This is a genomic window from Corticibacter populi (genome assembly GCF_004217315.1).
In the GTDB taxonomy this organism is placed as follows: domain Bacteria; phylum Pseudomonadota; class Gammaproteobacteria; order Burkholderiales; family Burkholderiaceae_C; genus Lampropedia; species Lampropedia populi.
Genome location: NZ_SGWR01000004.1, coordinates 445,050 through 468,519 on the forward strand (window position 1 = coordinate 445,050; position 23,470 = coordinate 468,519).

Genomic DNA, 23,470 nt, shown 5'->3' on the forward strand with positions numbered 1-23,470 from the left:
CACCTTTTTTTAGGCGGCCTAAATCACCTGATATAGAGGTAAGCAGGAATTTAGGCCAACTGGACCACTGATTGATGGGTGGTCTAAATGTAGTTAGACAGGAGAAATTTATGAGCGATTTTCGTGACGAATTTGCAAAGAGGCTTCAAGGTTTTGGAAAGCCTATCGATGTACTGAACATCAACTTCAGTGCACACACGGCCAAGATGCTTCGAACATGGGCCGACCAGATTGAGGCCGGAGAGATATCTGTTAGATCTGCGGTTTTGACTTATGAGCCGGATACATCTCCCGACCTTCAAAAGATCACGCTGGTAACAACCACAAAGATTGGCTGATCTACTGTCTAACAATTCATTCAAGCCGACGCCGCTTCGCGGCGCGGCTTAATTCAGGCGTTAGATACAGGAGACTCTATGCCAATTTTGTTCTGTAACGTCGGCTGGATGGAGCGATACCAAGGCATCCGAACTGACGACCAAATCAGCGGCGGCGGCGCTTACGTCAAAAAGGAAGGAAGGGGACACGAGGTCTGCAACTTCAGTCCAGATAAGGACACGCTGTATGGTTACGTGCAAGCACCTGGGGCACAGATTAACCTTGACCGCCTTGGCGCAACCAGCGGGGATGATTCGATAACGGGGACAACGGTTGTTTGGACGGCCACTCGCCCAGGCGGGGGCACGACAATTGTCGGCTGGTACAAAGATGCGACGGTGTTTCGGGACTACAAGAAATTCAAGAATCCCCCCCGCGCCCAATCTCAAAACGGGATTGATGGCTACCGAATTACGGCACCCGCAGGCAGTGCGACCCTCCTTCCCGTAGATGCCCGTGTATTTGAAATACCGCGCCAAGTGAAAGGCGGGATGGGGCAAAGCAATGTTTGGTATGCGGACAGCCCAGAGAGTGCGGAGCTTGTCGAAAAAGTGCGCGAATTGATCGAAAGCGGCCAGTCTCCGCACGCGCGTAGGCCAAAGCACGACAGGGCACAAGATCAAGAAAGAAAAGCCAGAGTAGAGAAAGCCGCTGTCCACGCATGCTGCACGCATTTCGAGAAGCTTGGCTACGATGTCGTGAGCGTCGAAAAAGATAATGTCGGCTGGGATCTTGTTGCGAAATCCGGGAGGTCTTCACTCCGCATCGAGGTCAAAGGTCTTTCCGGGACGGCATTTTCGATTGAGCTAACCCCAAACGAGTACAACGCATTTGCACAGCAGGCGAATGATTACCGCTTGGCTGTTGTAACCGATGCATTGAAGTCCCCACGGCTTTCGATCTGTCGTTACAGCAACGAGCAAACGGCATGGGTAGTCGAAGACAACGATGGTCGTGCTCTTGAGATCAAAGTCAAACAGAGCGCGTCCATAACATGCATCTAACATGGCGCTCAACCTCGCTCCCTCCGGTCGCTGGACGCTGCGCGATAAAGCCGCGCAGCGCCGGTTAGCTCTACGTTAGGTGTTTCCATGGATTCAACGGCAGCTGTTGCTATCTCGATTCTGGCTTTGGTGGCATCGGTCGCCTCTGCGTTCTATGCGAAGCGGGCAGTTGATCAAGCGGCCTGGAGCAATAGAGTCAATCTTCACGAGCCACGGAAGCATATCTATGAGGGGCTCGTTCTTTACAGGCATTTGTTCGGGGACTACGACCTCCATCCAACAGACGAAGAGATTCAAGACTTCTACGTAAAAGTCGCAATGCCCGCTAGACTCTACTTCCCTGCCGAGATTGCTGACGAAATATATGATATCTACAAGTCTTCCTTCGCACTTTACAAGCGTATTGATGACGCCGAGTCCGGGAGAAGCCAAGAGTCGAAATGGGAACCAATCAATCAGTTTAAGGCGCAATCCATATCTCGCCTTGAGAAGCTCATTCCACGGGTGATCGCAGTTGCTGAGCTGGGGAACACCTAACAATTCATTCAAGCCGACGCCGCTTTGCGGCACGGCTTAATTCAGGCGTTAGGGCGCTATGGCGACAGCAAAGCAACTGTTGGGCACATGGGGCGAGAAGCTGGTTGCAGCGAAATGCGCTTGCCCAAAGTGCAAGCGGCCAAAGACGCTGAAGCTTTTGCCGCAAAATTTCAAATGCGCTGACCTTATCTGTGACTTCTGTGGGTTCTTGGCTCAAGTCAAGGCTATGACAGTTCCTGCTGTCTCCCCTTTGCCCAAGCAAGTTCTTGGTGCCGCATGGGGACCGCAGAAGGAGCGGATGGATTCTGGCATCTACTTCCCGCTCTTTCTGGTTCTGAAAGCCCCAACCGACCAAGCCATCTACTACTTGCCGGTAGACTTCCAAAGTCCTGCGCTGTTTTCCGCTCGCAAGCCACTATCCGCCTCAGCCAAGCGTGCCGGCTGGCAAGGCTTCATGTATGTTCTTGGGGCAGTACCAGCGGGGGCGTTTGTTCGTCTACTGTAGCGCCCTAACAATTCGTTCAAGCCGGCGCCGCTTCGCGGCGCGGCCCAAATCAGTCGTTAGATATTAGATAAAACACAGAAAAGCCTTTTCTTCCAGTGTTGTCATGGCGCACGGAGGTGGCAGGTGGCTGTCGCAAAGACCCCCCCAGAAAATACTGTCATATGGATCGCAAGGCGGGCTCAGTGCACTGCCACTAGTTACGGCTTCAACAGCCCAGCACCCAAAGCTATCATTCGGCTTTTTTCTTCCCGGCGGACTTCATATCACTCTGAGGGCAGGCTCAGATTTCCTTGAGTACCTTGTCGAATACTAGCCACGGCAAATAGTCTTCTACATCCTTCAATGCGCGGCAGATAGGGTACACGTAGTTTGTCGAGTCGTTCGGCTTGGCGTCTTCGAAAGTGCAGGAATTGTTATTGCCGCTGCAATAGAACGGATAGGTGTGATTCGAAAAATCCAGCTTGCCCAAACGGGCATAGCTGCGCGTCCAGAAAGCGTACCAAATCGGAATGCGGCTGGAACTATCCAGTGTTTCGTAGCCCTCATTCGTATCTTCTAACCAGATGTTGAAATTCTTTTTCTGCTGTCGCGTGGACTGGCCTCGGTCGTAAAAGCCTTGGCTCGGAGCTCCTTCGCTGAGCACGTAATTGCGAAAATCACGCATGCTCTTTGGTAGGGCTGCTATTGGGGTGAAGAAGTTGGTTTTGATTTCCTTGGCCTTTGGAACTGCCCACTCTCCCATGGCCAGTATTTCCCGCGGCAACTTGGCCGAGTAGGCGTCTTTGAAGTTGTCAGGAGCTTTCCAGGTGCCGTAGAGTGCATCGAGCTGGGGTGATGCATACCAGGCCACATTGTTTTGACGGTGCGCAATGAAGATGTATTGGCGCTCAGACAGTGCTTCATCGGACAAGACGGTGGAGGACAGAGAATCCGACTTGAGTGTCGTTGGCAACAATGAACTCGGCATCAGGCGGTCGAAAACCTTGTCGCGTGCGACAATGTCCTTCAGACGATCCGTCATGTTGGTCAAGGTGCTGTTCTTGCGCGAAAGATACACGATGCTCATCACGCCGAGCATCAAATTCCACGCCTTGAGCTGACCCAGTGCACTGATGTACTCGACTTCGGTTTCCACGCTCCAGAAGGCGCGGGTCTTGCGGTAGTAGGCAGCCAGTTCGCGCAGTAGCACTCGAGAATTGCCCTGACGCGGGCCAACGCCGATGATATACATGTCAGAGTAGTACTTGTTCGCGTCGGCTAGCGTGCCGTTTTCTGTCATCAGCTCCAGTTGTTTGTCGAAGGATTCCTGGTCGCCAATTTCAGAGTAGCGCTTCAGGTGCTCCATTTCGGTGGTGTAATTGGTCAAGGCTCTGAATGCCGGTGTCAATTCCGTCCAGATATTATTCAACTCCAGTTCCTCTATGCGGTTCTGGATTTCAGTCAGGTGTTGGTCCAGAACGAGCAATTTGTCGTAGATCTGATCGAGCTTGATTCCGACGGTATCAACGTGCAGGATGCCCAGTTTGACGAACCAGCCACCGAGCAATTCCGATTTCGTTTCGTCGCTCAGCAGCTTGTCGATGATGCTGGTGACGGTGCCAGCGTAGCCGAAGATATTTTTCACCACGTCAATGACGGAAGTGGAATCTGCGCTTTGCAGTGCGCCCTCCGGCGGTGAAAAATCGAAGCGCTGATCGAGAAAGCTGGTTGATGCGGCGACGTTCACCACGCTGTCCAGGTAGTCATCAAAGCTCTGGCCCGAGGCCTGTTGTCTGCTGGAAAACACCGTGAATTCGAAGTGATCTCTCCACGCCAGTTGAATATTTGTGGCATGCATGCGAGGGATGGAGAGCGTGTCCTGAATCCGGTCTTCAGCCTGCGACACCGTCCAGCCTTGCTTGATACGCAGTCGATCCACCAAGGTGGTGAGCACACTGACAGTCGTGGAGCCTGCCACTGAACCTGGTGCGGTGCGGTCGAAGGCTGACAGCTTGCCGCCTGCATAGCTGGCGACTATGCGCATGCAGGCCAGAGGCGTGCCTGGCAACGAGTATGCGCCTTGCGCGTCACTGATGCCTTGGGCAATCAATGTGCCTGATTGGCTGTAGACCGATACAGTAGTTCCGGCAATCGGCTGGGAGCCAAGTAGAACCGTGCCGTTGATGCTGCCTTCGGCAGCAGCATCCGGATCGATGTTCAGGTCGATGGCATCGCCGACGGGTTCGCTTTCTTCGGTGACGCCGTCATAGTCCTCGGCATCGGCGGGGGTATCATCCTCGCGTTCGGGGATGGAATCCTTGTCGTCACCGCCACAGGCCGGCAGTACCAGCGTGAGTGCGCCGGCAGCGCCATACGTCAGGAAGCTGCGCTTGCCAGGGTCCGGGGTGGCAGTCGGGGAAGCGTTGGTTACAGTACTGGTGCGATGCAACAGCGAATCCAGTAGCGGATAAACGCCAAAGTGTTTTTTTGTCATGAGTGTACAGGTTCCGTGAAAGGGCCGACCGAACGCAGATGAGATGAATATCCATGCCGGTTAGCTAGTTGCCGTAAAAAGCACCGCACTTATTTTAGATTTGGCGCCACGCCATGGATATCCCTGAAAACTGGTAATTTCTTGGCTTATTGCCTGATCGCATCGAGCAATATTGGTGCGACGGAAGGTAAATCCAGTCTTGGTCCGCCTTTGGTTTGATGCGCCTCTCCACCTTTTATTCCGCAGACGAATCACGCTTCACTTCAACCGGGTGTATTGCGACAGCCAGATGGTCTGTGTGCGGGCCCTGTTCCAATCCGGAGAGAGTAATCCTTGGCTGTCATATTGCTGAAAGTGGGAGAAGGGGCAGTCACGCCATCCAGACCAATCCGCACATATCGTCAAGAAATTGCCCGGTTCTGCGCTACAAATGCGGAGACTGAACCTCGGAGTGACTAGATAGATGCACGAAGTGAACACCTTATCGGCAAGGCCAGAGCCGTCAAAGCCATCAAGGTCAGCCCCGGCGCCCTCAAGGACAAGGCAACTGGCGCTGGGGGCCTACCTGCTGCTGTGGGTGGCGCTGGCTATTGCGCCGTCGTACCGGCAGGACTGGCTGCTGGAAAACCTGCTGGTGCTGGTCTTTGGGCTCACGCTGTGGAGCATCCGGCACTGGTTCAGGCTTTCCGATGGCGCCCTGTTGCTGGTGCTGGCCTTTTTGTCGTTGCACGCCATCGGCGCCCATTACACCTATGCGGAGGTTCCATACGAGCGCTGGTCGCAGGCGCTTACGGGCCATTCGCTCAACGCCTGGTTTGGCTGGGAGCGCAACCAGTTCGACCGGCTGGTGCACTTCAGCTATGGCTTGTTGCTGGCCGTGCCGATGCGCGAGTTTTTCCTGAAGATCGTCGAGGTGCGCGGTTTCTGGAGCTACTTCCTGCCGATGGACATCACCTTGAGCACCTCGGCGCTGTTCGAGCTGTTCGAATGGGGCGCGGCCGAGTGGTTCGGCGGTGATCTGGGCATGGCCTATCTGGGCACGCAAGGGGATGTGTGGGATGCCCACAAGGACATGGCGCTGGCTGCCCTGGGCGCGGTGCTGGCCATGTGCCTGTGCGCGGGCTGGCATGCGTGGCGCCGGCGGAGCTAGCGGGCCGGGGCGCCTGCGCTGGCGCGTGCCTGCCGCGCCGCCGCAACCCTGCAGAGACCGGACGGCCTCGGCACGGGCCGGCCAGGCTCAGAAGCGCGCGGTGGCGCCCAGCCACAGGCGGCGGCCCTGGGTAGTCTTGCCATAGGTGTCGGCGTCGAGTTGCCGGTCGCTCAGGTTTTGCAGCGAGGCGTTGATGGTCCAGGTCTTGCTCCATTCATGGCTCACGCCCAGGTCGGCCAGCGTGTAGGCCGGGGCGGCTTCGGCGGTGAGCGAGGTTCCGTATTCCTTGCCGTAGTAATTGGCCGCGGCCCAGATGGTGGTGCGTGGGCCGGCCTGCCAGTCGGCGCGCAGGTTGGCGGTGTGTTTGGGCGTGAGGCTCAGCGGCGCGCCGCGGTTGGCGCCGCTTTTCTGCTCCGAATCCAGGTAGGTGTAGTTGGCCTTGAAGGCCAGCGTGCGGCTGGCCTGCCAGTTGGCGTGCAGTTCCAGGCCGGCGATGCGGGCGCTGTCGACATTGACGCGCTCCATGATGGTGTAGCCATTCCAGGTGCGGTCGGTGGTGACGGTGTTGAGCTTGTCGCGGAAGTCGTTGTAGAACACCGTGGCGCCGCCGGAGAAGCCGCGGGCGCCGGCCCACAGCACGCCCAGCTCGTAGTTGGTGCTGGTCTCGGGCTTGAGGTCAGGGTTGCCCAGCATGACCCAGCGGCCGCGGCGCAGGTAGGCGTAGCCGGGCACGATGGCGCGGATCTCTGGTGCCTTGAAGCCGCGCGAGACGCCACCCTTGACGGTCCAGCCCTCGGCCGGCTTCCAGTTGGCGTAGAGGCGCGGGTTGTAGTGCACGCCGTATTGCTCGTGGTGATCCAGCCGCAGGCCACCGGTGAGGCTGAAGGTGTCCGAGAGCGTCCACTCATCCTCTATGAAGATGGCCTTTTGCACGACGCCGAACTTGCGGCGCACGCGATCGCCCAGGCCTTCGTTCCAGTCTTCGAGGTTGGCGTCGTTCCATTGCACGCCAGTGGTGACGAGGTGGTTGGCCAGCGGGGTGATGAGCTTGGCATCGAAGACCAGGTTGCTGATTTCGGGCTTGCGCTGCGCGAAGGCGTCCTGCGTGGCCGAGCTGCCGTCGCTGAGGCCCCAGCGGCTGCCCCGCTCCCAGGCCAGTGAGGCCTCCGAGGAAGCCCAGCCCCAGCGGCCACGGTGGGTGATGGAGGCGTGATCGCGGTTGTTCTCCTGCTCGCGGGTGGACCAGTTGGCGCTGGGGCCTTCGCCGTTCTTGAGGCGTTCGGCGCCGGCCTCGAGCACGATGTCCTGCCGCGTGCTGGGTGCAATGGCCAGGCGTGCGTTGAGGCTGCGGTGGCGGGCCTTGGTCAGGCCCTCGGTGGTGTGCACGTCGGCATCGGCCTGCCGGTTGAGCTGGCGCCCCCACAACTGCAGGCCCAGCAGCCCTTGCTTGATGGGTCCGCCCAGATAGAACTGGCCTTGCGTGGCATCGCCGAACGCGTCGTGCTGCTGCAGCGTGTAGTCGAGGCCGACGGAGCCGCCCCAGCGTTCGGGCACGCGGCGCGTGATGATGTTGATGACGCCGCCAATGGCGTCGGAGCCATACAGGGACGACATCGGCCCGCGCACCAGTTCGATGCGCTCGATGGCCTCGGCCGGAGGGATGAAGCTTTGCTCGTGACCGCGGTTGCCGTTGACGCGGGCATCGCGCATGCTCTGGCGCTTGCCGTCCACCAGGATCAGCGTGTAGTCGGCAGGCATGCCGCGGATTGAGATGTCCGTCTCGTTACTGCTGCCGTTGACGATCACGCCCTCCATGTCGCGCAAGGCATCGGTCAGGTCGTGGAAGCGGCGCTTGCGCAGTTCCTCGCCGGAAATCACGCTGATGGAGGCGGGCGCATCCTCGATCTGCTGCTCGAATCCGGTGGCCGTCACCACCACGTTCGGCAAGGTGACGATGGCGTCGCCGCTGTCATTGCCGCTGTTGTCGTCTGCGGCATTGGCGTTGGCAGCGGTTGCAGTCTGCGCATGCACGGGCAGCAGGGCGGCGAGCAGCGCCGCCATCGCGATGGCATGGAGACGGCGCAACGAGGCGGTGCAAGGGAAAGAACGGGCTTGGAATGGCATCACGGATTGACGAAGAAGTGGATAAATTAGAATCGTATGCATCACCAATTCGATAATTTGGACAGTTTGTGACAGATGCAGATGTGCCTGGCGGCCTGGGCACCGCGGTCGCCGCAAGTCCTGTGCCGTTGCGTGTGCTGGTGGTGGACGACCACCCGCGCATCCGCGATCCGCTGGCGGTGTTCCTGCGGCGCCATGCCTTGCATGTGCGCACCGCAGGTGATGCCGCGGCCATGACCCTGTGGCTGCGGCATGAGCGTTTCGACGTGGTGGTGCTCGACGTCATGCTGCCCGATGGCGATGGCAGCCAGTTGTGCGCGCAGGTGCGTCGCCAGCATGGCGTGCCGGTGATCCTGCTGACTGCGCGCGATGCCATCGATGACCGTGTGCGCGGCCTCGAAGGCGGGGCCGACGACTATGTCGTCAAGCCTTTCGATCCGCGCGAGCTGCTGGCACGGTTGCGCGCCGTGGCGCGGCGCGGCATGGCGGCCATGCCGACCATGCCCGCTGGCGCAGCGGCCCGGTCCGCGGCTTTGGCGGCCGTTTTTCCGGCCGGGCTGGAGCGTCAGCGCAACTACCGCTTCAATGGCTGCCGGTTTGATGCGCTGCAGGGACTGTTGCATCCCGCCCAGGGCCGGCCCGCCGTGCCGCTGAGCGAAGCGCAGGCCCGGTTGCTGGAAGTGCTGCTCCACCACGCCAACCGTGTTCTCAGCCGCGATGAACTGCTCGAGCTCACCCGCACGCAGGGGCGCCAGGGCGATCTGGCCTATGACCGCACCATGGACCGGCAGATCAGCCGCCTGCGCGGCAAACTGCAGGCGGCTGGCACGGCGGTGCTGCGCACCGTGCGCGGTCAGGGGTATCTGCTGGCCGTGCACGAGGATGTGGCGCATGGGTGAGCGCTGCGAGACCAATGCCGATGTCAACGCCAAGGCCGCGGCACTGCAGCCGGGCACTGCCGCCAGCGACACCGTACCCAAACGGCGCGGCATCGGCCTGGGTTGGCAGTTCGGCCTGCTGCTGCTGGGCGCGCTGCTGGCGTCGCACCTGATCGCCATGGCGTTGTTGCAGCGCACGGGCCAGCTCATCAACCCCGCCTCGCGCAACCAGACGGTGACGACGTTGAGCGCAGTGCATGCACTGGCGATGCGCGGTGCCGACATGGAACTGGCCGGGGCGGATCAGGACCGCGCGTGGCTGGCCGAGGCGCCGCAGGTGGCTCCGTTTGCCATGCTGCCCGAGGAGCGCCATCTGGCCGCCGCAGTGGCGCAGGCGTTGCGCCTGCCTGCCGAAGGCGCGGTGTGGATGCAGATCGAGCGCGTCTCCGGCCAGCAGGCCAGGGCCTCGGTGTTCAGCCCGGCGGTCTGGCAGCCGCTGCGGCTGCGCGCCAGCATCGCCCTGCCGGATGGGCAGTGGCTCAACGCCAGCCTGGGCTTGCAGGGACGTTACGAGTGGTCGCGCATCCTGCTGTTCGCGCTGCCCGCCAGCGTGCTGCCGGTGCTGGTGGTGGCGTGGCTGGTGGCCTGGCGGCTGGTGCGCCCCCTGCGCAGGCTGATTGATGCGGCGGGGCAACTGCGCTATGGCCATGAGTTGCCGGACCTGCCGGTGCGAGGCCCGCACGAGGCGCGCGAGCTGACGCGCCAGTTCAATGCGATGCAGCGGCGCCTGGCACAGCACCGTGATGCGCGCACCCGCATGCTGGCTGCCATCAGCCACGACCTGCGCACCCCCGTGACAGCATTGCGCCTGCAGGCCGAGCTCATCGACGACGAAAACTTGCGCGAGGACATGATCGCCAGCTTGGTCGAGTTGCAGGCCATGGTGGAGGAAACGCTGGATTTCGCGCGTGCCGATGCGCGTGCCGAAGCGTGGCAAACCGTGGACGTTGCGGCGTTGCTGGCCCCGTTGGAGCGCCGCTACCAGCAACTCGGCCATACCGTGCCGTTCACCGTGCCGACCGGGCTGCGCTGGGTCTGCCGGCCCATTGCATTGCGGCGGGCCCTGGCCAACCTGATCGAGAATGCGCTGCGTCATGCCGGTGATGCGGCTGTGCGGGTGGTGCTACCGGGGCCCTCCACCGCGGGGGCGTTGTGCCTTTGCGTGGAGGACGCGGGGCCGGGCATCGATCCGCGCAAGCTCGAACAGGTGTTCGAGCCCTTCCTGCAACTCGACGACGCCCGGGGCCCGCAGCGCCAGGGACTGGGGCTGGGCTTGGCGATTGCGCGCACCTGCGTCGAGATGCAGGGCGGCACGCTGGTGCTGGAAAACCGCAGCGAAGGGGGCCTGCGCGCCGTTATTCGCCTGCCGGCACCACGCCGCGCCTGAGCGGGCCGCTGCGGCTTGCCATTGCGGCGGGCGGCCGTGTTCCTCGGTCCCCAGGTCTTGTCGGGATGAACGGCTCCGTCGGCGGTTTCTACTTGCCCGGACGAATCATTTTGCGAAGGAGGACCAATCGTTTCATGGATTCCACGGATCGTTGTGGGGCCGCCATTGTCAGACCGAGCATCAGCATTTCCAGGCATGAGAGGGTGGGGCCATGCAGCGGTATGCTTTCGGCCTTGGCGCGTGGCAGGATGATGATTTGCGCGCACATGGGGCCCAGGCTGTGCGGTTGGTGGCTGGTGATCAGTATCACAGGGATGCCCAGCCGGTTGGCTTCCTCCATCGTTGCCTGGATTTCACGGTGGGTGTTGCGTGCCAGCAGTACGATCAACGCATCGCCCGGCGACATCTCCAGCAGTTGTTCGGCCAGTCCGATGCCTGTGAGATTGAGCGCATAGGATGGCGTGCCATGGCGCAGGAACAGCCGGGCGGCATAGGTGGCCAGGATGCCGGAGGCGGCGATGCCGAAGATGCCAATACGCCGGGCCTGGGCCAGGATAGCGACAGCGCGTTCCATGGCCAGTCGGGTTTCGGGCTGTGCCAGGGTTTGCTGGGCATGCAAGTGTTCCTGCAGCACATGGTCGACGACGCTTCCCATGTCCTGCTGGAGTTGCTCGATGGTGGTCGCGACTTTCGAGACTGTCGTGCTGGATTGGCCGAGATGGTTGGCCAGCATTTGCTTGAGGTCGACAAGGCCGTTGAATCCCAGCGCCTGGACCGTGCGGATCACAGTGGCATCGGACACGCCGGCTTCATGCGCCAGGTCGATGGCCGATTTCGACAGCACCGAAGCCCGGTTCTGATCGATGTAGTCGGCGACCATGCGCATGCGGGGCGACAAGATGTGCCTGCGCGTTTGCAGGCGTTGGTGGAACCTGTCCGGGCGGGCGGTGTCTCGCTTGTTCCTGTCCATTCTGCAAACTCATGTAGTGGCGCATTGCGGGCCGGATTGCGAAGCGCGCCTGTAACCGGCTTGTGCAGCATAGTCGCGCGCAAAGACCGCAATCCTGCCATGGATTCAGGACCAGCCACTGCTGAAGCCCTGGCTGTTTTACAGCCGATCGAGTTCGGCGGCCTGGCGCCGCCAGTCGGCCTCGGCCAGCGGCACGTAGCCTTCGTCGCAGTGCGTGCGCGACGCGATGATGGCCTGACCCTGGCGCGACAGGGCCAGCCGCAGATAGTCCTTGAGCAATGGCGCCAGGCGCTGTCCGGGCGCCAGGTCGAGGAAGATCGACACCCAGGCTTTCAGGGGGTAGCCGCCGGCGGCGATGGTCGCCAGGTCCGGCGTCTCGAAAGGCCCGTCTGCGCGCTGCGCCAGCGGCAGGATGCGGACCTGGTCGCTGATGGCGGCGGCCCGCACCCAGCCGGTCGCGCCGATGCCGTAGGGATCCTGCGCCACGGCGCGGATCACTTCGTCGCGGTTGACCAGGGGCTCGTAGTGGGGCGCATAGGGCAGGCCCGCGAAATGGCGGTCGCGCAGGCCACGGGCATATTTGGTGTCGCACAGGCCGTAAAGATGGATGCGGCGCTGCGCCCAGGGCCCTTTCAGGCCGAGCTGGCCCCAGGCCACGATGTCTCCGTCGGCGTCGCCCGAGGTGTACACGCGGCGCAGTTGCGCCATCGACAATCCGGCCAGCGGGTTGCTGGCATGCACATACATGGCTGGTGGCGTGCGCCCGCTGTCGCGCGGCCCGTATCCGGTGTAGCCCAGGCGGACCGGGGTCGGCTCGTAGCCCCGGGCGCGGCGGAAGGCCAGGCGGTCCTCGGTCCAGGGATCGCGCGACATGGGCGCCAGCACGCTGGCGCCGGCGATCAGGGCCGGGATGGCGGTGGCCGAGCCGCGCAGCGTAGTGGCGAAGCCGACCTGCGGGTGGGCCGCGCGGAACAGGGCGTTGAGTGGCTCGATGACCGACGCCATGCCGTCGTTGCCGACGATAGGGACGAGCCCGCCGCGCAGCGCGGCGTTGCGCTCGTCGAGCGGGCCGATGTCGCCGGGGCGGTAGTCGGGGCAGTGGTCGAGGCAGTCATCGAGGCAGTGGCCGGGGAGGCTGGAAATCGGGGGGCTCATGTCATTTCCTGGTCGGTGTTGGCAGGGGCGCCGGCGGCCGCGGCGCCCGGCAGGCGGCTTCGTTCGGCGTCGGCGCTGGCCGGCGCCAGGGGCAGGTAGCCGGCTTGGGCTGCGCGGATGGCCTGCTGCCCACGGCTGGACAGCGCGGACAGGCAGAAGTCGCGCGCCCAGGGATGGACGCCGCCGTCCGCGTCCCGCCGTACGTACAGCAGCAGCCCCGGATCCAGCGGATAGCTGCCGTCGACGATGGCTTGCGCCTCGCAGGCCCGGTAGGGGCCGTCGTTGTGCCGCGCCAGCGGCAGCGGCCGGACGTCCGGCAGGCGGCAGCCAGCCGGCGCGATGGCGATGCCGGAGGGCTCGGCGGCCAGGCGGGCAAGGATGGCCCGGGCGCTGCCGTGCTGCTCGCAGGAAGGGCTATGGGGCCTGCCATCGAAGACATGTCGCCTCAGGTAGGTTCCCAGCGGCGAGCCTTCCTCTCGTACCAGCGGACGGATGAGGCGCTGGGGCCAGTCGTCCTGGTTCAGCCCGGCCTGCCCCCAGCGTCGGCAATCGCCGTCCGGGTGGCCGGTGGAGAAAATTCGTGCGACGTCGCGCAGGGACAGCCCGGTGGCCGGGTTGCCGGCATGCACGTAGAGCGCCAGCGCGCGGCTGTGGCCCAAGGGCGCGACCGGGTCCGCATGCGCGATCCGCACGGCGCAGGGGCGCTCGCCCACGCCCTTGCGGTAGGGTACGGTCTCCTCGTCGCTGATTTCGCACGTCTGCGCGCTGAGCAGGGCCTCGCCGTGGATCAGCCGTGCGATGCCGACCGAGGCGCCGGCCAGTTCGAGGGTGATGGCGTGGCGTGGATGGGTCTGGCCGAATGCGTGTATCAGGCCTTGCAGCACGGGCCGCAGGGACGGGGATCCCGCGATGCGCCAGTGGGCGCCGGGCGGCTGCGTGGTGGGTGATGGGGGCATTGTGTCATTTCTCCTTCAGAACCTGTTCACGATCTCCGCGCGGGTCCGCATGGCTGCGCCGGCGCCGCAGGATGTACATGCATGTGCCGCTGGCGGCGAAAAGCGCCAGCGCCAGGCTGGAGAGCATCAGCAGCAGGCGCATCGGCAGGCCGAACAGCGTGCCGGTGTGCAGCGGCAGCATCGCGGCCTCCAGGCGCTGGGCCGGGCCGAGGCCGGCGTGGGGCTGGAATTCGACCACCCTGGCGCTGGCGGGATCGATGCGGTAATCGTCGTAGGCGCGCGGGTGCGCCGCGCCGCGCGGCAGCCAGCGCAGGCGCATGGTCCCGCCGGTTCTGGGCATGCCCAGCAGGATGCGCTGCGCGGGCACGGCGATGTCGGCGAGTACCGCGTCCGCGGCCGCGCCGATCTGGCGCGGCGAGGCCTGCGGGGCCGGGGCTTCGGGACGCGCGGGTGCCTCTCGCGGCGGCGTTGGCCGGCCGCGTGTCTGGCTAGGCGTGTATGGTCGCCCGCCGGGCGCCGCGACGAAATCGGCGGCGGCGCCGAGGGCGGCGCGGTAGCCGGCCGACGACCACCAGAGCCCGCTGAGGGCGCTCAACAGGTACAGCGGCGCCAGCCATAGCCCGAGCCGCACGTGCCAGGCGCGGTGCCAGGCCCGGGTGCGCCATGGTGCGGCCGATGGCGGCTGGTGTGCCGCAGCGGCAACCGATGTGGCCGGAGGAGCGCCATCCGGCCGAGCGGCTCTGCGCCAGCCCAGCCACCAGCCTGACAGCGCCAGCCCGGCCAGGGCGGCCGCGGCGCAGCCGGTCAGAACGCGGCCGATGCCGTCGCCGCCGCCGGGCAGCGCCAGCCAGCGGTGCAGCCGCCGCACGAAATCGAAAAAGCCGCTGCCCTGTATTTCCCCCAGCAGCCGGCCGCTGGCGGGGTCGGCGGCGTAGCGCGCGGCACGGGCGTCGGGGCTGGCGGACTGGCGTATCACGCCGACCACCAGCGGGCCGTCGGCGTCGGCCTGGACGAAGGATATCCTGGCGCCATCCAGCCCGCGCGCCAGTTCGGGCAGCAATTCGGCATAGGGGCGCCGCGCGGCGCCGGCGTCGGCCACACGCAGGCCGGGATTCACCCATTCGAGGATCTCGTCCTCGAAGCTCATCAGGGCACCGGTCAGGCCCATCAGCGCCAGCACAGCGCCGGCTGCCAGCCCGGCCAGGCTGTGCAGCCTGAGCCAGGCGCGCCGCCACCGTCCGGGGCCGGGCCGCGCGATGCGCGAAGGCATGGTGGCGGGCTCCATCGGAAAGCCGCAGGTTGGGGGATGCGCTCAGCGCTGGGCCGGCGGCAGCGGACGGCCGGTGATGTGGGACTGCACCAGCGACACCATCTGGCTCAGCGCGGCGTAGGAGTTGGAGATCGCTTCCTCGCGCGCCACCAGCACGTAGCGGCCTTCGCGGCAGGCCTTGAGAAAGCGGCAGTAGCCGGGCATGACTTTTTCCATTGCGGCGATTTCGGCGTCGGGCTTGCCGCCGGCGTCCGAGCGGTAAGTGTCGAAGACGAAATCGGCGTCGAGCTCGGGCAGCCGCTCGGCGCTGACTTCCATGCGGCCGCCCTCGGGCACGGCGTCGATGAGAGCCGGGAAGCGGAAGCCCGCGTCGCGCAGCACGCGCCCGAGCGAGCGGTAGGTGTGGTGCACTGCGATCTTGCCGTTCTGCGCCTGGATGACGGAGACCGTGATGCGCGACGGATCGCCCGCCACGTGCCTGAGCTGGGCCAACTGCGCCTGGTACTTGCGGTCCAGGATGGCGAGCCGGTCCTGCGTGCCGGTGAGTTCGGCCAGCCGGCGGTAGATGTGCGGGGCGCCGCCGGACTGGTTGTCGATCACGACGGTGGGGGCGATTTTTGCGAGCTGGTCGACCGGCAGCGTGCGGGTCGGACCGGTGACGATGAGGTCGGGCCGGGCGGCGGCGACCGCCTCGATGTTGATGTCGGCAGCGCCCAGGAAGGCAATCGGCGCGTTGTCGAAGTCGATGCCCGTCAGGATCGCGCTGGAGCGCATGAAGCGGCGGCCGTCCAGGCTCTGGCGGCCGTGGCTGGCCACCGGCACGACGCCGAGTTCGAGCAGCGGGATGGTGATGTCCAGGTCGTGCAGCGAGACGATGCGCCCGGGCTGCTGCGGCAGCTCGACCTTGCGGCCCAGGTCGTCGACGAAGGTGCGCGATTGCGCGGTCATGGGCAGCGCGAGCAGCAGCGCGGCCGCCAGGGTCATCAGCGTGGAAGTCAGCGTGGCGAGTATGCGCATGGTCCGGGGTCCGGGTTGGTGTCAGAGTTGGTCGCGGCGCCGCCACAGCAGCGCCAGCAGGAAGGGCACGCCGATGACGGCCATGACGATGCCCGCGGGAATCTGCAGCGGCGCGAAGGCCAGCCGCCCGATGCTGTCGGCCAGCAGCACCAGCGCGGCGCCGTACAGGCCGCTGCCGGCCAGCAGGGCGAGCTGGCGCCCGCCCAGGCTCAGGCGCGAGAGGTGCGGCGCGATCAGCCCGACGAAGCCCAGGCTGCCGACCGCCGCTACGGCCGCCGCCGTCAGCAGGCAGGGCGTGAGCAGGCGCAGCGCATAGAGCCGGCGCAGGTTCACGCCCAGGCCGGCGGCCACGCCGTGGCCCAGGCTGCCGGCGTCGGCCGCACGGCTGCTGGCCAGCAGCCCGGCCATGCCGGCGACGGCCCAGGGTGCGGTCGCGGCCAGCGTCCGCCAGGATGCCGCATGCAGGCTGCCGGCCATCCAGACCAGTGCGGTCTGCACGTCCTTGATATCGGCCGTGGTGGTGAAGACCGCGATCACCGCATGCAGCAGCCAGGACACGCCGATGCCGACCAGGATGAAGCGTACTTTGGACAGATCGCGCGCCAGCGCCACCACCAGCAGCGCGACGGCCAGCCCGCCGGCCAGGCCCGCGGCCGCGCGCCAGACCGAAGCCCACTGCGGCGCGAACACGGCTACCGCGATCACCGCCACGGCCGCGCCTTCCTTGACGCCGACCAGGCCGGGGTCGGCCAGCTCGTTGCGCGCCAGCGTCTGCAGCGCCGCGCCCGCAATGCCCAGCATGGCGCCGACCAGCATGGCCGTGAGGATGCGCGGCAGGCGGATGTCGCGCCAGATCATCTGGCGCATGGCCTGTTCGCCGGGCGTAGACATGGTCGCGGCGGCGGGATCGGCCGCGGGCCACAAGCCGCCGGACAGCGCATCGACCGGTCCCAGCGGCAGCACGGCGGCGGCCAGCAGCGCCAGCGTCAGCGCGGCTACGGCGCACAGCAGCGTCAGGCGCGGGCGCAGCAGGAATTGCCAGGGACCGAGCCGCGCCAAGCGGCGGCCGTTGCGGCGCAGGAGTGCGGCGCCGGGCCGTTCCGGGCCAGCTTGTGCTGTTGTCGTTGGCGAAGGTATTCCAGTGTGGCCGCTCATCGCCGCTCCCGCAGGACCAGGGCCAGGAATACCGGCACGCCGACGAAGGCGGTGACCACGCCTGTGGCCAGTTCGCGCGGTGCCAGCGCCGCGCGCGCCGCGATGTCGGCGGCCAGCACCAGCGTGGCGCCGGCCAGGGCGGAAACCGGCAGCCAGCCCCGGCGCGAGGCGCCGCACAGCAGCGCGGCCGCCGCCAGCCCGGCCAGACGCGTGCGCGCGACCGGCGTTCCCAGGCTGGTGGCCATGCTGTCGCCCAGCGCCAGCGCGTCGATGTGGCGGGCCACGGCGGCGGCCAGCAGCAGGCCCGCCAGCACGGCCGGCACGGCGTGCGCGACGACGCCGGCGCCGGCTTCGGCCAGGTCGCCGGCCAGCCAGATGCGCAGCGCCTGCAGCGAGTCTTCGTCGAGGATGAGCAGCGCCGAGCTCAGGGCCGAAACGAAGGCCGACAGCGCAATGCCGCAGAAAGTCAGCTTGAGCACCGTCATGCCGCACCGGCCGGCCTGGGCCAGCAGCAGCACGACGAGAAATAGCAGTGCGCCGCCGGCGGCGGCCACGAAGGGGCGCAGCGCGGGCTGTGACAGCAGCGGCAGCGCCAGCGAGGTCGAGAGCACAACGGCGAAAGCGGCGCCCGCGTTCAGGCCGAGCAGTTGCGGCTCGCCCAGCGGGTTGCGGGTGAGCGCCTGGACCACGGCGCCGGCCAGGCCCAGCGCCGCCCCGGCGGCCAGCCCGCCCAGCATGCGCGGCAGCCGCAGGCTGCGGATGACGTGGTGTTCGAAGTTGTCGGGGTCGGGCGCGTACAGCGCCCCGGCCACGTCGGCCAGTGCAATGGCACGCGAGCCGACGCCTAGGTGCAGCAGGGCGATGAAGGCCAGCAGGCCGGCCAGGCCCGCGGCCACCCAGGCCGGGCGCCGCCAGGCCAGCGCGCGCGGCGGCAGCGCCTGGCGCCGGGCCCGGGCTTCAGTCGGCGTGCCGGGCTGCATGGTCTGCGGATGGATGGGCATGGGCGAGCGGGATGAACAGCGGCCGTCCGCCGCGCAGGCCGGGGAGGGCGGTCACTTCGACATCGAATACGTCCTTGACCAGTTCTGGAGTACAGGCGGCGGCATCGGCCAGGCAGGCTTTGACACGACCGTCCTTCATCAGCACCAACTGGTCCGCGTAGGCCATGGCGAAGTTGAGGTCGTGCAGCACGGCCACGATGGTGCGGCCGTGGCCGTGCACCAGGTCGTGCAGCAAGTCCATGATTTCGACCTGGTACTTGAGGTCGAGGAAGGTGGTTGGCTCGTCGAGCAGGATGATGCCGGTCTGCTGGGCCAGCGCCATCGCGATCCAGCAGCGCTGGCGCTGGCCGCCGGACAGGCTGTCGACGGCGCGCGCGGCGTAGTCCAGCGTGCCGGTCAGGCGCATGGCATGCTCTACCGCCTCGCTGTCGGCGTCCGACCATTGGCGCAGCCAGCCCTGGTGGGGGTGGCGTCCGAAAGAGACCAGATCCAGCACGGTCATGCTCTCGGGCAGCACCGGCGCCTGCGGCAGGATGCCGAGCTGGCGCGCCACTTCGCGCGAGGGCAGGCGGTGGATGTCGCGCCCGTGCAGCAGCACCGCGCCGGCGCGCGCCGGCAGCTGGCGCGCCAGCGCGCCCAGCAGGGTGGACTTGCCCGAGCCGTTGGGGCCCAGCAGCACGGTCAGGCTGGCTGGTGCAAACGACAGGTCGGCGGATTCGACCACTCGCCGCTCGCCGTAGCCGACCTGCAGACCCTGGGTTATGAGCGGCGGCTGCGGCATGCGGTCGATCGGGTGCTGCGCATCGCGGCGGCGCGGTCAGAAGCTGACGCTGGCCGTGAGCGTGGCATTGAACGGCTCGCCGTAGGCATTGCCGTAGCGGCTGGCACCGAGCGATGAACTGAAGTACGTGCGGTCAAAGAGGTTGCGCAGGTTCAACTGCAGAGTGATGGGGTGACGTGCGGCGATGGTGTAGCTGGCAAAGGCATCGACCACGCCATAGCCTGGCAGGAAGTACGAATTGTCATTGATGCCGGCACGCTTGCTGGCGCCGCGCACACCGGCGCCGAGCTTGAAGCGGTTGCCGCCGGCCTGCGCGCCAAAGTCATAGGTCGCGAACAGCGAGGCGGTGTGGCGCGCGATGTTGACTGGGCGCTTGCCCGCATAGTCGGGGTCATCCTTGACCTTGGCGTCGGTGAAGCCGTAGCTGGCGATCAGGCTCAACTGAGGTGTCAGGCGCCCGGCTACATCGAACTCCAGGCCGCGCGCACGGACCAGGCCGGCAGTGCGCGTGACGATCACGCCATCGACGGTCTCGAAGTAGCTGACGTTTTTCTTGTCCGTCGTATAGATCGCCAGGTTGGCGCTCATTCCGCCTGCACTCTCCCACTTGGCGCCCAGTTCGTAGCTGGTGCCTTCCTCGGGCGTCAGATCGCCGAAATAGCTGGAGAAGGACGACTGGGGCCTGAAGGTGCGCGCGGCATTGGCGTAAAAGGACATTGCCGGACTGGCCTTGTAGACCGCGCCCAGGCGGGGCACGAACTTGCCGCCGCTGGTGTCGGTGTTGAGCACGAAGGGGCGCCCGCGTCCCGATATCTGGTCGTAGTACTGGTAGCGTGCGCCGGCCACCAGGATCCAGCGGTCGTTCAGGTGCAGCGAATCCTGCAGATAGACCGAGGGCGTCCTCAGACGTTCGAGCTGGTCGCTCTCGGCCGGCCGCACCGTGGTGCAGGGCGATACCGTGCCGTAGGTTGGGTTGTAGATGTTGAAGCTGACGGCGGGCGTGCAGCGGATCATGTCGGTGCGCAGCAGGTGTTGGTAGTCGTATTGCGCGCCCACCAGCAGATCGTTCTTCAGGCCGGCGATGTCGAGCGAGCCAGCGAGATCCACGCGCATGGAGTGGCCGCTGACTTTCGAGCCCTGGGTGGCATCGATGCGTCGCGTCACGTCGCCGGTGACCGCGTCGTAGCCCTGCACGCGGGCCTGATTGTCGCTGTATTCGTCGCGGCTGTAGCTGTAGTCGAAGGTCAGGTTCCAGTCGTCATTGAGCGTGTGGAAGATGTTGATCGAGGCCAGTTGGCTGGAGCCCTGGGTGACGTTGAAGGGTTCGTCCAGCCGGGTTTTGCGTGAAAGCGGGATGGGGCCACCGGCATCGATGTCCCAGATGGTGCCGCGATCGAACGGGATGCTGTAGTCCTGGTACATGTAGGAGGCGGTGACGACGGTGTCGTCGCCGAACCAGCTCAGCGAGGGCGCGATCAGCCACTCCTTGGTCTTGCCGAAATTGCGCCAGTAGTCGGTGTTCTGGTAGTCGGCCACCAGCCGGTAGGCCAGGCGCGTATCGGTGATCGGGCCCGTCACGTCGAGCGAGGTGGTGCCGCCGCCGAAGCTTGAGGCCGAGACCGAGGCCTTGCCGCTGAACTGGCGTTCGGGCTTCTTGGTGATCACGTTGATGGCGCCGCCCGGGTCGAGGATGCCGTACAGCGTGGAGGCCGGCCCCTTGAGCACTTCGACCCTCTGGGTGGTGGCATTGAAGCTGCGCGGCAGCACGGTCTTGAGGCCGTTGGTCAGGATGCCGCCATCGCGGTTGTCGCCGAAGCCGCGCCGGATGAAGGCATCCTGGGTGCTGCCAAGGGTGTTGGTTTGGCTGATACCGCTGATGTTCTGCAGCGCATCGTCGAGCGAGCGCGCATCCTGGTCAAGCAGCACGTCCTCCGTGACCACGTTGACGGCCTGCGGGATCTCCAGCAGCGGCGCGTCGGTGCGCAGGGCCGAGCTGTTGCGCGTGGGCTGGTAGCCCGACTCGCTGATACCGCGAATCGTGACGGTGTCAAGCTCGGCCGGTTTCCGGTCCTGCTGTTGGGCTGTTGCCGTGCCCGTCAACGCCGTGCCGGCGATGAGTGGGAGGTAAACAGCAGCGCGAATGCGGGCGCGGAGTGACGGTTTGGCGATGGGCATGGACATGAAATCGAGAATTGAAATTCGTATCGCGAGTGATTCTAATAATCATGATGTAGTAGTAAAACTGCCCGTAGTGCCGCGATGGTCTTGAGGCGCGGGGCGGAGTTTTACTACCGGCTGCAGGTGGATGGGCGCGGCGCGTGGGCCGCATGGGCATGTGAAAGCGTCGATGCTCGGCGGTGGTCGCGGCGGCGGCTACTACTACATCGGCATGGCCACGTGTCGGGTTGAAGGGGGCTTGATGGATGCGGCGTCGAATGGCATCTGGGTCACCGCTCCGCGCCGCCGTGACTTGGGGCGGCTTCGAGCCGTGCCAGGCAGTGCGCGCGATCATGGATGCGCCACCGATGGCGACGCGTCCGCCACAGACCCGCCGCACAACCGCCGCACAACCGCCGCACAACCGCCGTATGGCCACCATAATGACGGCCATGCGATTCTTTCTGTTCAAACGCCTCATGACCATGCTGGCTTCGTTGCTGGGGGCGTCGCTGCTGGTCATGCTGGTGCTGGAGGTGCTGCCTGGCAATGCCGCGCAGGTCATGCTCGGGCCGGATGCGTCGCCGCAGGCCGTGCGGGCGCTGGCCCGGCAGCTCGGGCTGGACGAGCCGCTGGCGCTGCGCTACCTGCATTGGCTCGGCGGGCTGGTCACGGGCGACCTGGGCACCAGCTACACCTATGACGTGCCGGCGCGCGAGATGATCGTCGAGAGCCTGGCGCTGACGATTCCGCTGGCGCTGCTGGCGATGGCGCTGACGGTGCTGATCGCGCTGGGCACGGGCCTGGTTGCCGCGGCCCACCACAATCGCCCGGCCGACGTGCTGACCATGGGGCTGACGCAGATCGGCATGGCGATTCCGAACTTCTGGTTCGCCATCCTGCTGGTGCTGGTGTTCGCGGTGCAGTTGCACTGGCTGCCGGCGGGCGGTTTCCCGGGTTGGAGTGCCGCTGCCGGCGGCGGCCTCAGGCCGGCGCTTCAGGCACTGGTGCTGCCGGCCGTGTCGCTGGCGGTGGTGCAGTCGGCCATGCTGGCGCGCATCACCCGCTCGGCGTTGCTGGACGTGCTGCGCGAGGACTACGTGCGCACGGCACGGGCCAAGGGCCTGTCGCGTCGCGCCACGCTGCTGCGCCATGTGCTGCGCAACGCGCTGATTCCGGTGGTGACGGTGGCGGGTCTGCAGTTTGCCAACCTGCTGGCCGGCACCATCGTGGTCGAGAGCGTGTTTCACCTGCCGGGGCTGGGCCAGCTGATCTTCAAGTCCATCGAGAACCGCGACATGGTGGTGGTGCGCAACTGCGTGCTGCTGCTGGCGGCGATGGTGATCGTGGTGAACTTCCTGGTCGATGTGCTGTATGCGCTGATCGACCCGCGCATCAAACCGGGGGATGTGTGAGATGAGACATCCCTCCGGGCGGCTGCGCCGCTTCTTCCCTTCTCTGGCTTTGCTGCGCTGCGTGTCAGGAATGGCGCCAACAGTGGCCTGGCAAAGCCCGTTCCTCCGTGGTGACTGGTTTGGCGTCGTGCCCGGTTTCGTGCGATGTGGAGGGCGCACAGCGCCATGAGTACTGAGATGCAAAAGTCTTCCAGGCCATCGGCGGTCACCGCTGCGACGACCGCGGCCTCCGCGGCCGTGACGCTGCCGCCGCGCCGCCGTGCGCGCCGGCATGCCAACCTGGCGCTGGGTTTGCTGCTGACGGGCCTGCTGCTGCTGGTTGCGCTGGTCTCGCTGGTGTGGACGCCGCACCCGCCGGGCGAGCAGAACCCGCGCCTGCGCATGGCGCCACCCAGCAGCGCGCACTGGCTGGGCACCGATGCCTATGGGCACGACATGGCCTCGCAGCTGATGGTGGGGGCGCAAAGCTCGGTGCTGGTGGGCGTCATCGCAGTGGCCATCGGCCTGCTGGCGGGCACGTTGCTGGGCCTGCTGGCGGCGGCGCGCAAGGGCTGGGTGGAGGAGCTGGTGATGCGCGTGGCGGATCTCACCTTCGCCTTCCCGGCGATTCTCACGGCCATCATGCTCAATGCGGCGTATGGCTCGGGCCTGGGCATTTCGATCGTCGCCATCGGCATTGCCAGCATCCCGGTGTTCGCGCGCATCAGCCGCGCCTCGGCCAAGGCGATCTGGGAGCGCGACTTCATTCTTGCGGCGCGGGCCTGCGGCAAGGGGCCGCTGGCCATCACGCTCGAGCATGTGCTGCCCAATGTGGCGCCGATCCTGATCGTGCAGGCCACCATCCAGTTCGCCATCGCGATCCTGGCGGAGGCGGCGCTTTCCTACCTGGGGCTGGGCACGCAGTATCCGGCGCCGTCCTGGGGCCGCATGCTGCAGGAGGCGCAGTCGCTGATGTTCCAGGCGCCGCTGCTGTCGGTCATTCCTGGTGTGGCCATTGCGTTGTCGGTGCTGGGCCTGAATCTGCTGGGCGATGGCCTGCGCGACGTGATCGACCCGAAGCTGTCGGCGGGGCGGCTGCCATGAATGCCACGACCATC

The 23,470-nt window shown here is 65.5% G+C and carries 20 protein-coding genes; 9 read left to right on the plus strand and 11 right to left on the minus strand.

Features of this window, described 5'->3' with window-relative positions; genetic code table 11:
• The first annotated feature begins 110 nt into the window (after positions 1–110).
• The 4 genes from EV687_RS16135 (at position 111) to EV687_RS16150 (ending at position 2,424) form a co-directional block, all read left to right on the plus strand.
• A complete protein-coding gene (locus tag EV687_RS16135) occupies positions 111–338 on the plus strand; it encodes a hypothetical protein (protein ID WP_130466543.1) in 228 nt (75 codons plus the stop codon).
• A 78-nt stretch (positions 339–416) separates the two neighbouring features.
• Entirely contained in the window at positions 417–1,382 is a 966-nt protein-coding gene (locus EV687_RS16140) for a protein NO VEIN domain-containing protein (protein ID WP_122229156.1), read from the plus strand.
• A gap of 87 nt (positions 1,383–1,469) precedes the next feature.
• Positions 1,470–1,919 (plus strand): hypothetical protein, encoded by a 450-nt coding sequence (locus EV687_RS16145; protein WP_130466544.1) that lies wholly within the window; start codon positions 1,470–1,472, stop codon positions 1,917–1,919.
• A gap of 58 nt (positions 1,920–1,977) precedes the next feature.
• On the plus strand, positions 1,978–2,424 hold the full coding sequence (locus EV687_RS16150) for a DpnI domain-containing protein (RefSeq protein WP_122229152.1): 447 nt from the start codon (positions 1,978–1,980) through the stop codon (positions 2,422–2,424).
• Positions 2,425–2,704: 280 nt separating this feature from the next.
• On the opposite strand, the gene EV687_RS16155 is transcribed toward EV687_RS16150, so the two are convergent.
• Positions 2,705–4,897, minus strand: coding sequence for a carboxypeptidase-like regulatory domain-containing protein (locus EV687_RS16155; RefSeq protein ID WP_122229150.1), 2,193 nt, complete (start codon positions 4,895–4,897; stop codon positions 2,705–2,707).
• 463 nt (positions 4,898–5,360) lie between these two features.
• On the opposite strand from EV687_RS16155, the gene EV687_RS16160 reads away from it, so the two are divergent.
• Positions 5,361–6,047: a DUF2238 domain-containing protein gene (locus EV687_RS16160; protein WP_122229147.1), complete on the plus strand. Its 687-nt coding sequence runs from the start codon at positions 5,361–5,363 to the stop codon at positions 6,045–6,047.
• A gap of 87 nt (positions 6,048–6,134) precedes the next feature.
• Here the strand turns inward: EV687_RS16160 and EV687_RS16165 are convergent, their stop codons facing one another.
• Complete coding sequence (locus EV687_RS16165; protein WP_122229145.1) at positions 6,135–8,108, minus strand: TonB-dependent receptor domain-containing protein; 1,974 nt, start codon at positions 8,106–8,108, stop codon at positions 6,135–6,137.
• Positions 8,109–8,239: 131 nt separating this feature from the next.
• Between EV687_RS16165 and EV687_RS16170 the strand changes: the two genes are divergently transcribed.
• A complete protein-coding gene (locus EV687_RS16170) occupies positions 8,240–9,070 on the plus strand; it encodes a response regulator transcription factor (protein ID WP_242612679.1) in 831 nt (276 codons plus the stop codon).
• Entirely contained in the window at positions 9,063–10,496 is a 1,434-nt protein-coding gene (locus tag EV687_RS16175; RefSeq protein ID WP_207226483.1) for an ATP-binding protein, read from the plus strand. Before EV687_RS16170 ends, EV687_RS16175 begins: the two co-directional genes overlap by 8 nt.
• An 88-nt stretch (positions 10,497–10,584) precedes the next feature.
• Here the strand turns inward: EV687_RS16175 and EV687_RS16180 are convergent, their stop codons facing one another.
• The 9 genes from EV687_RS16180 to EV687_RS16220 form a co-directional block, all read right to left on the minus strand.
• Complete coding sequence (locus tag EV687_RS16180; protein WP_122229143.1) at positions 10,585–11,466, minus strand: MurR/RpiR family transcriptional regulator; 882 nt, start codon at positions 11,464–11,466, stop codon at positions 10,585–10,587.
• 138 nt (positions 11,467–11,604) lie between these two features.
• Complete coding sequence (locus EV687_RS16185; protein WP_122229141.1) at positions 11,605–12,621, minus strand: PstS family phosphate ABC transporter substrate-binding protein; 1,017 nt, start codon at positions 12,619–12,621, stop codon at positions 11,605–11,607.
• Positions 12,618–13,577, minus strand: coding sequence for a substrate-binding domain-containing protein (locus EV687_RS16190; RefSeq protein WP_122229139.1), 960 nt, complete (start codon positions 13,575–13,577; stop codon positions 12,618–12,620). Before EV687_RS16190 ends, EV687_RS16185 begins: the two co-directional genes overlap by 4 nt.
• A gap of 4 nt (positions 13,578–13,581) precedes the next feature.
• Entirely contained in the window at positions 13,582–14,847 is a 1,266-nt protein-coding gene (locus EV687_RS16195; RefSeq protein ID WP_162846601.1) for a PepSY-associated TM helix domain-containing protein, read from the minus strand.
• Positions 14,848–14,889: 42 nt separating this feature from the next.
• Positions 14,890–15,864, minus strand: a complete 975-nt coding sequence (locus tag EV687_RS16200; protein ID WP_207226485.1) for an ABC transporter substrate-binding protein — start codon at positions 15,862–15,864, stop codon at positions 14,890–14,892.
• Positions 15,865–15,885: 21 nt separating this feature from the next.
• Complete coding sequence (locus EV687_RS16205) at positions 15,886–17,019, minus strand: FecCD family ABC transporter permease (RefSeq protein ID WP_122229133.1); 1,134 nt, start codon at positions 17,017–17,019, stop codon at positions 15,886–15,888.
• The gene (locus tag EV687_RS16210; protein ID WP_207226486.1) at positions 17,016–18,020 is read right to left on the minus strand and encodes a FecCD family ABC transporter permease; all 1,005 of its coding nucleotides are present in this window, start codon (positions 18,018–18,020) and stop codon (positions 17,016–17,018) included. The genes EV687_RS16205 and EV687_RS16210 overlap by 4 nt, the downstream gene beginning before the upstream one ends.
• A complete protein-coding gene (locus EV687_RS16215; protein WP_122229131.1) occupies positions 17,977–18,801 on the minus strand; it encodes an ABC transporter ATP-binding protein in 825 nt (274 codons plus the stop codon). Before EV687_RS16215 ends, EV687_RS16210 begins: the two co-directional genes overlap by 44 nt.
• Positions 18,802–18,837: 36 nt before the next feature.
• The gene (locus tag EV687_RS16220; protein ID WP_207226487.1) at positions 18,838–20,976 is read right to left on the minus strand and encodes a TonB-dependent siderophore receptor; all 2,139 of its coding nucleotides are present in this window, start codon (positions 20,974–20,976) and stop codon (positions 18,838–18,840) included.
• A 434-nt stretch (positions 20,977–21,410) separates the two neighbouring features.
• Here EV687_RS16220 and EV687_RS16225 point away from each other — a divergent pair, with 434 nt between their 5' ends.
• Positions 21,411–22,373, plus strand: coding sequence for an ABC transporter permease (locus EV687_RS16225; protein WP_122229833.1), 963 nt, complete (start codon positions 21,411–21,413; stop codon positions 22,371–22,373).
• Positions 22,374–22,550: 177 nt separating this feature from the next.
• Positions 22,551–23,456 (plus strand): ABC transporter permease, encoded by a 906-nt coding sequence (locus EV687_RS16230; protein WP_122229127.1) that lies wholly within the window; start codon positions 22,551–22,553, stop codon positions 23,454–23,456.
• The last annotated feature ends 14 nt before the right edge of the window (positions 23,457–23,470 follow it).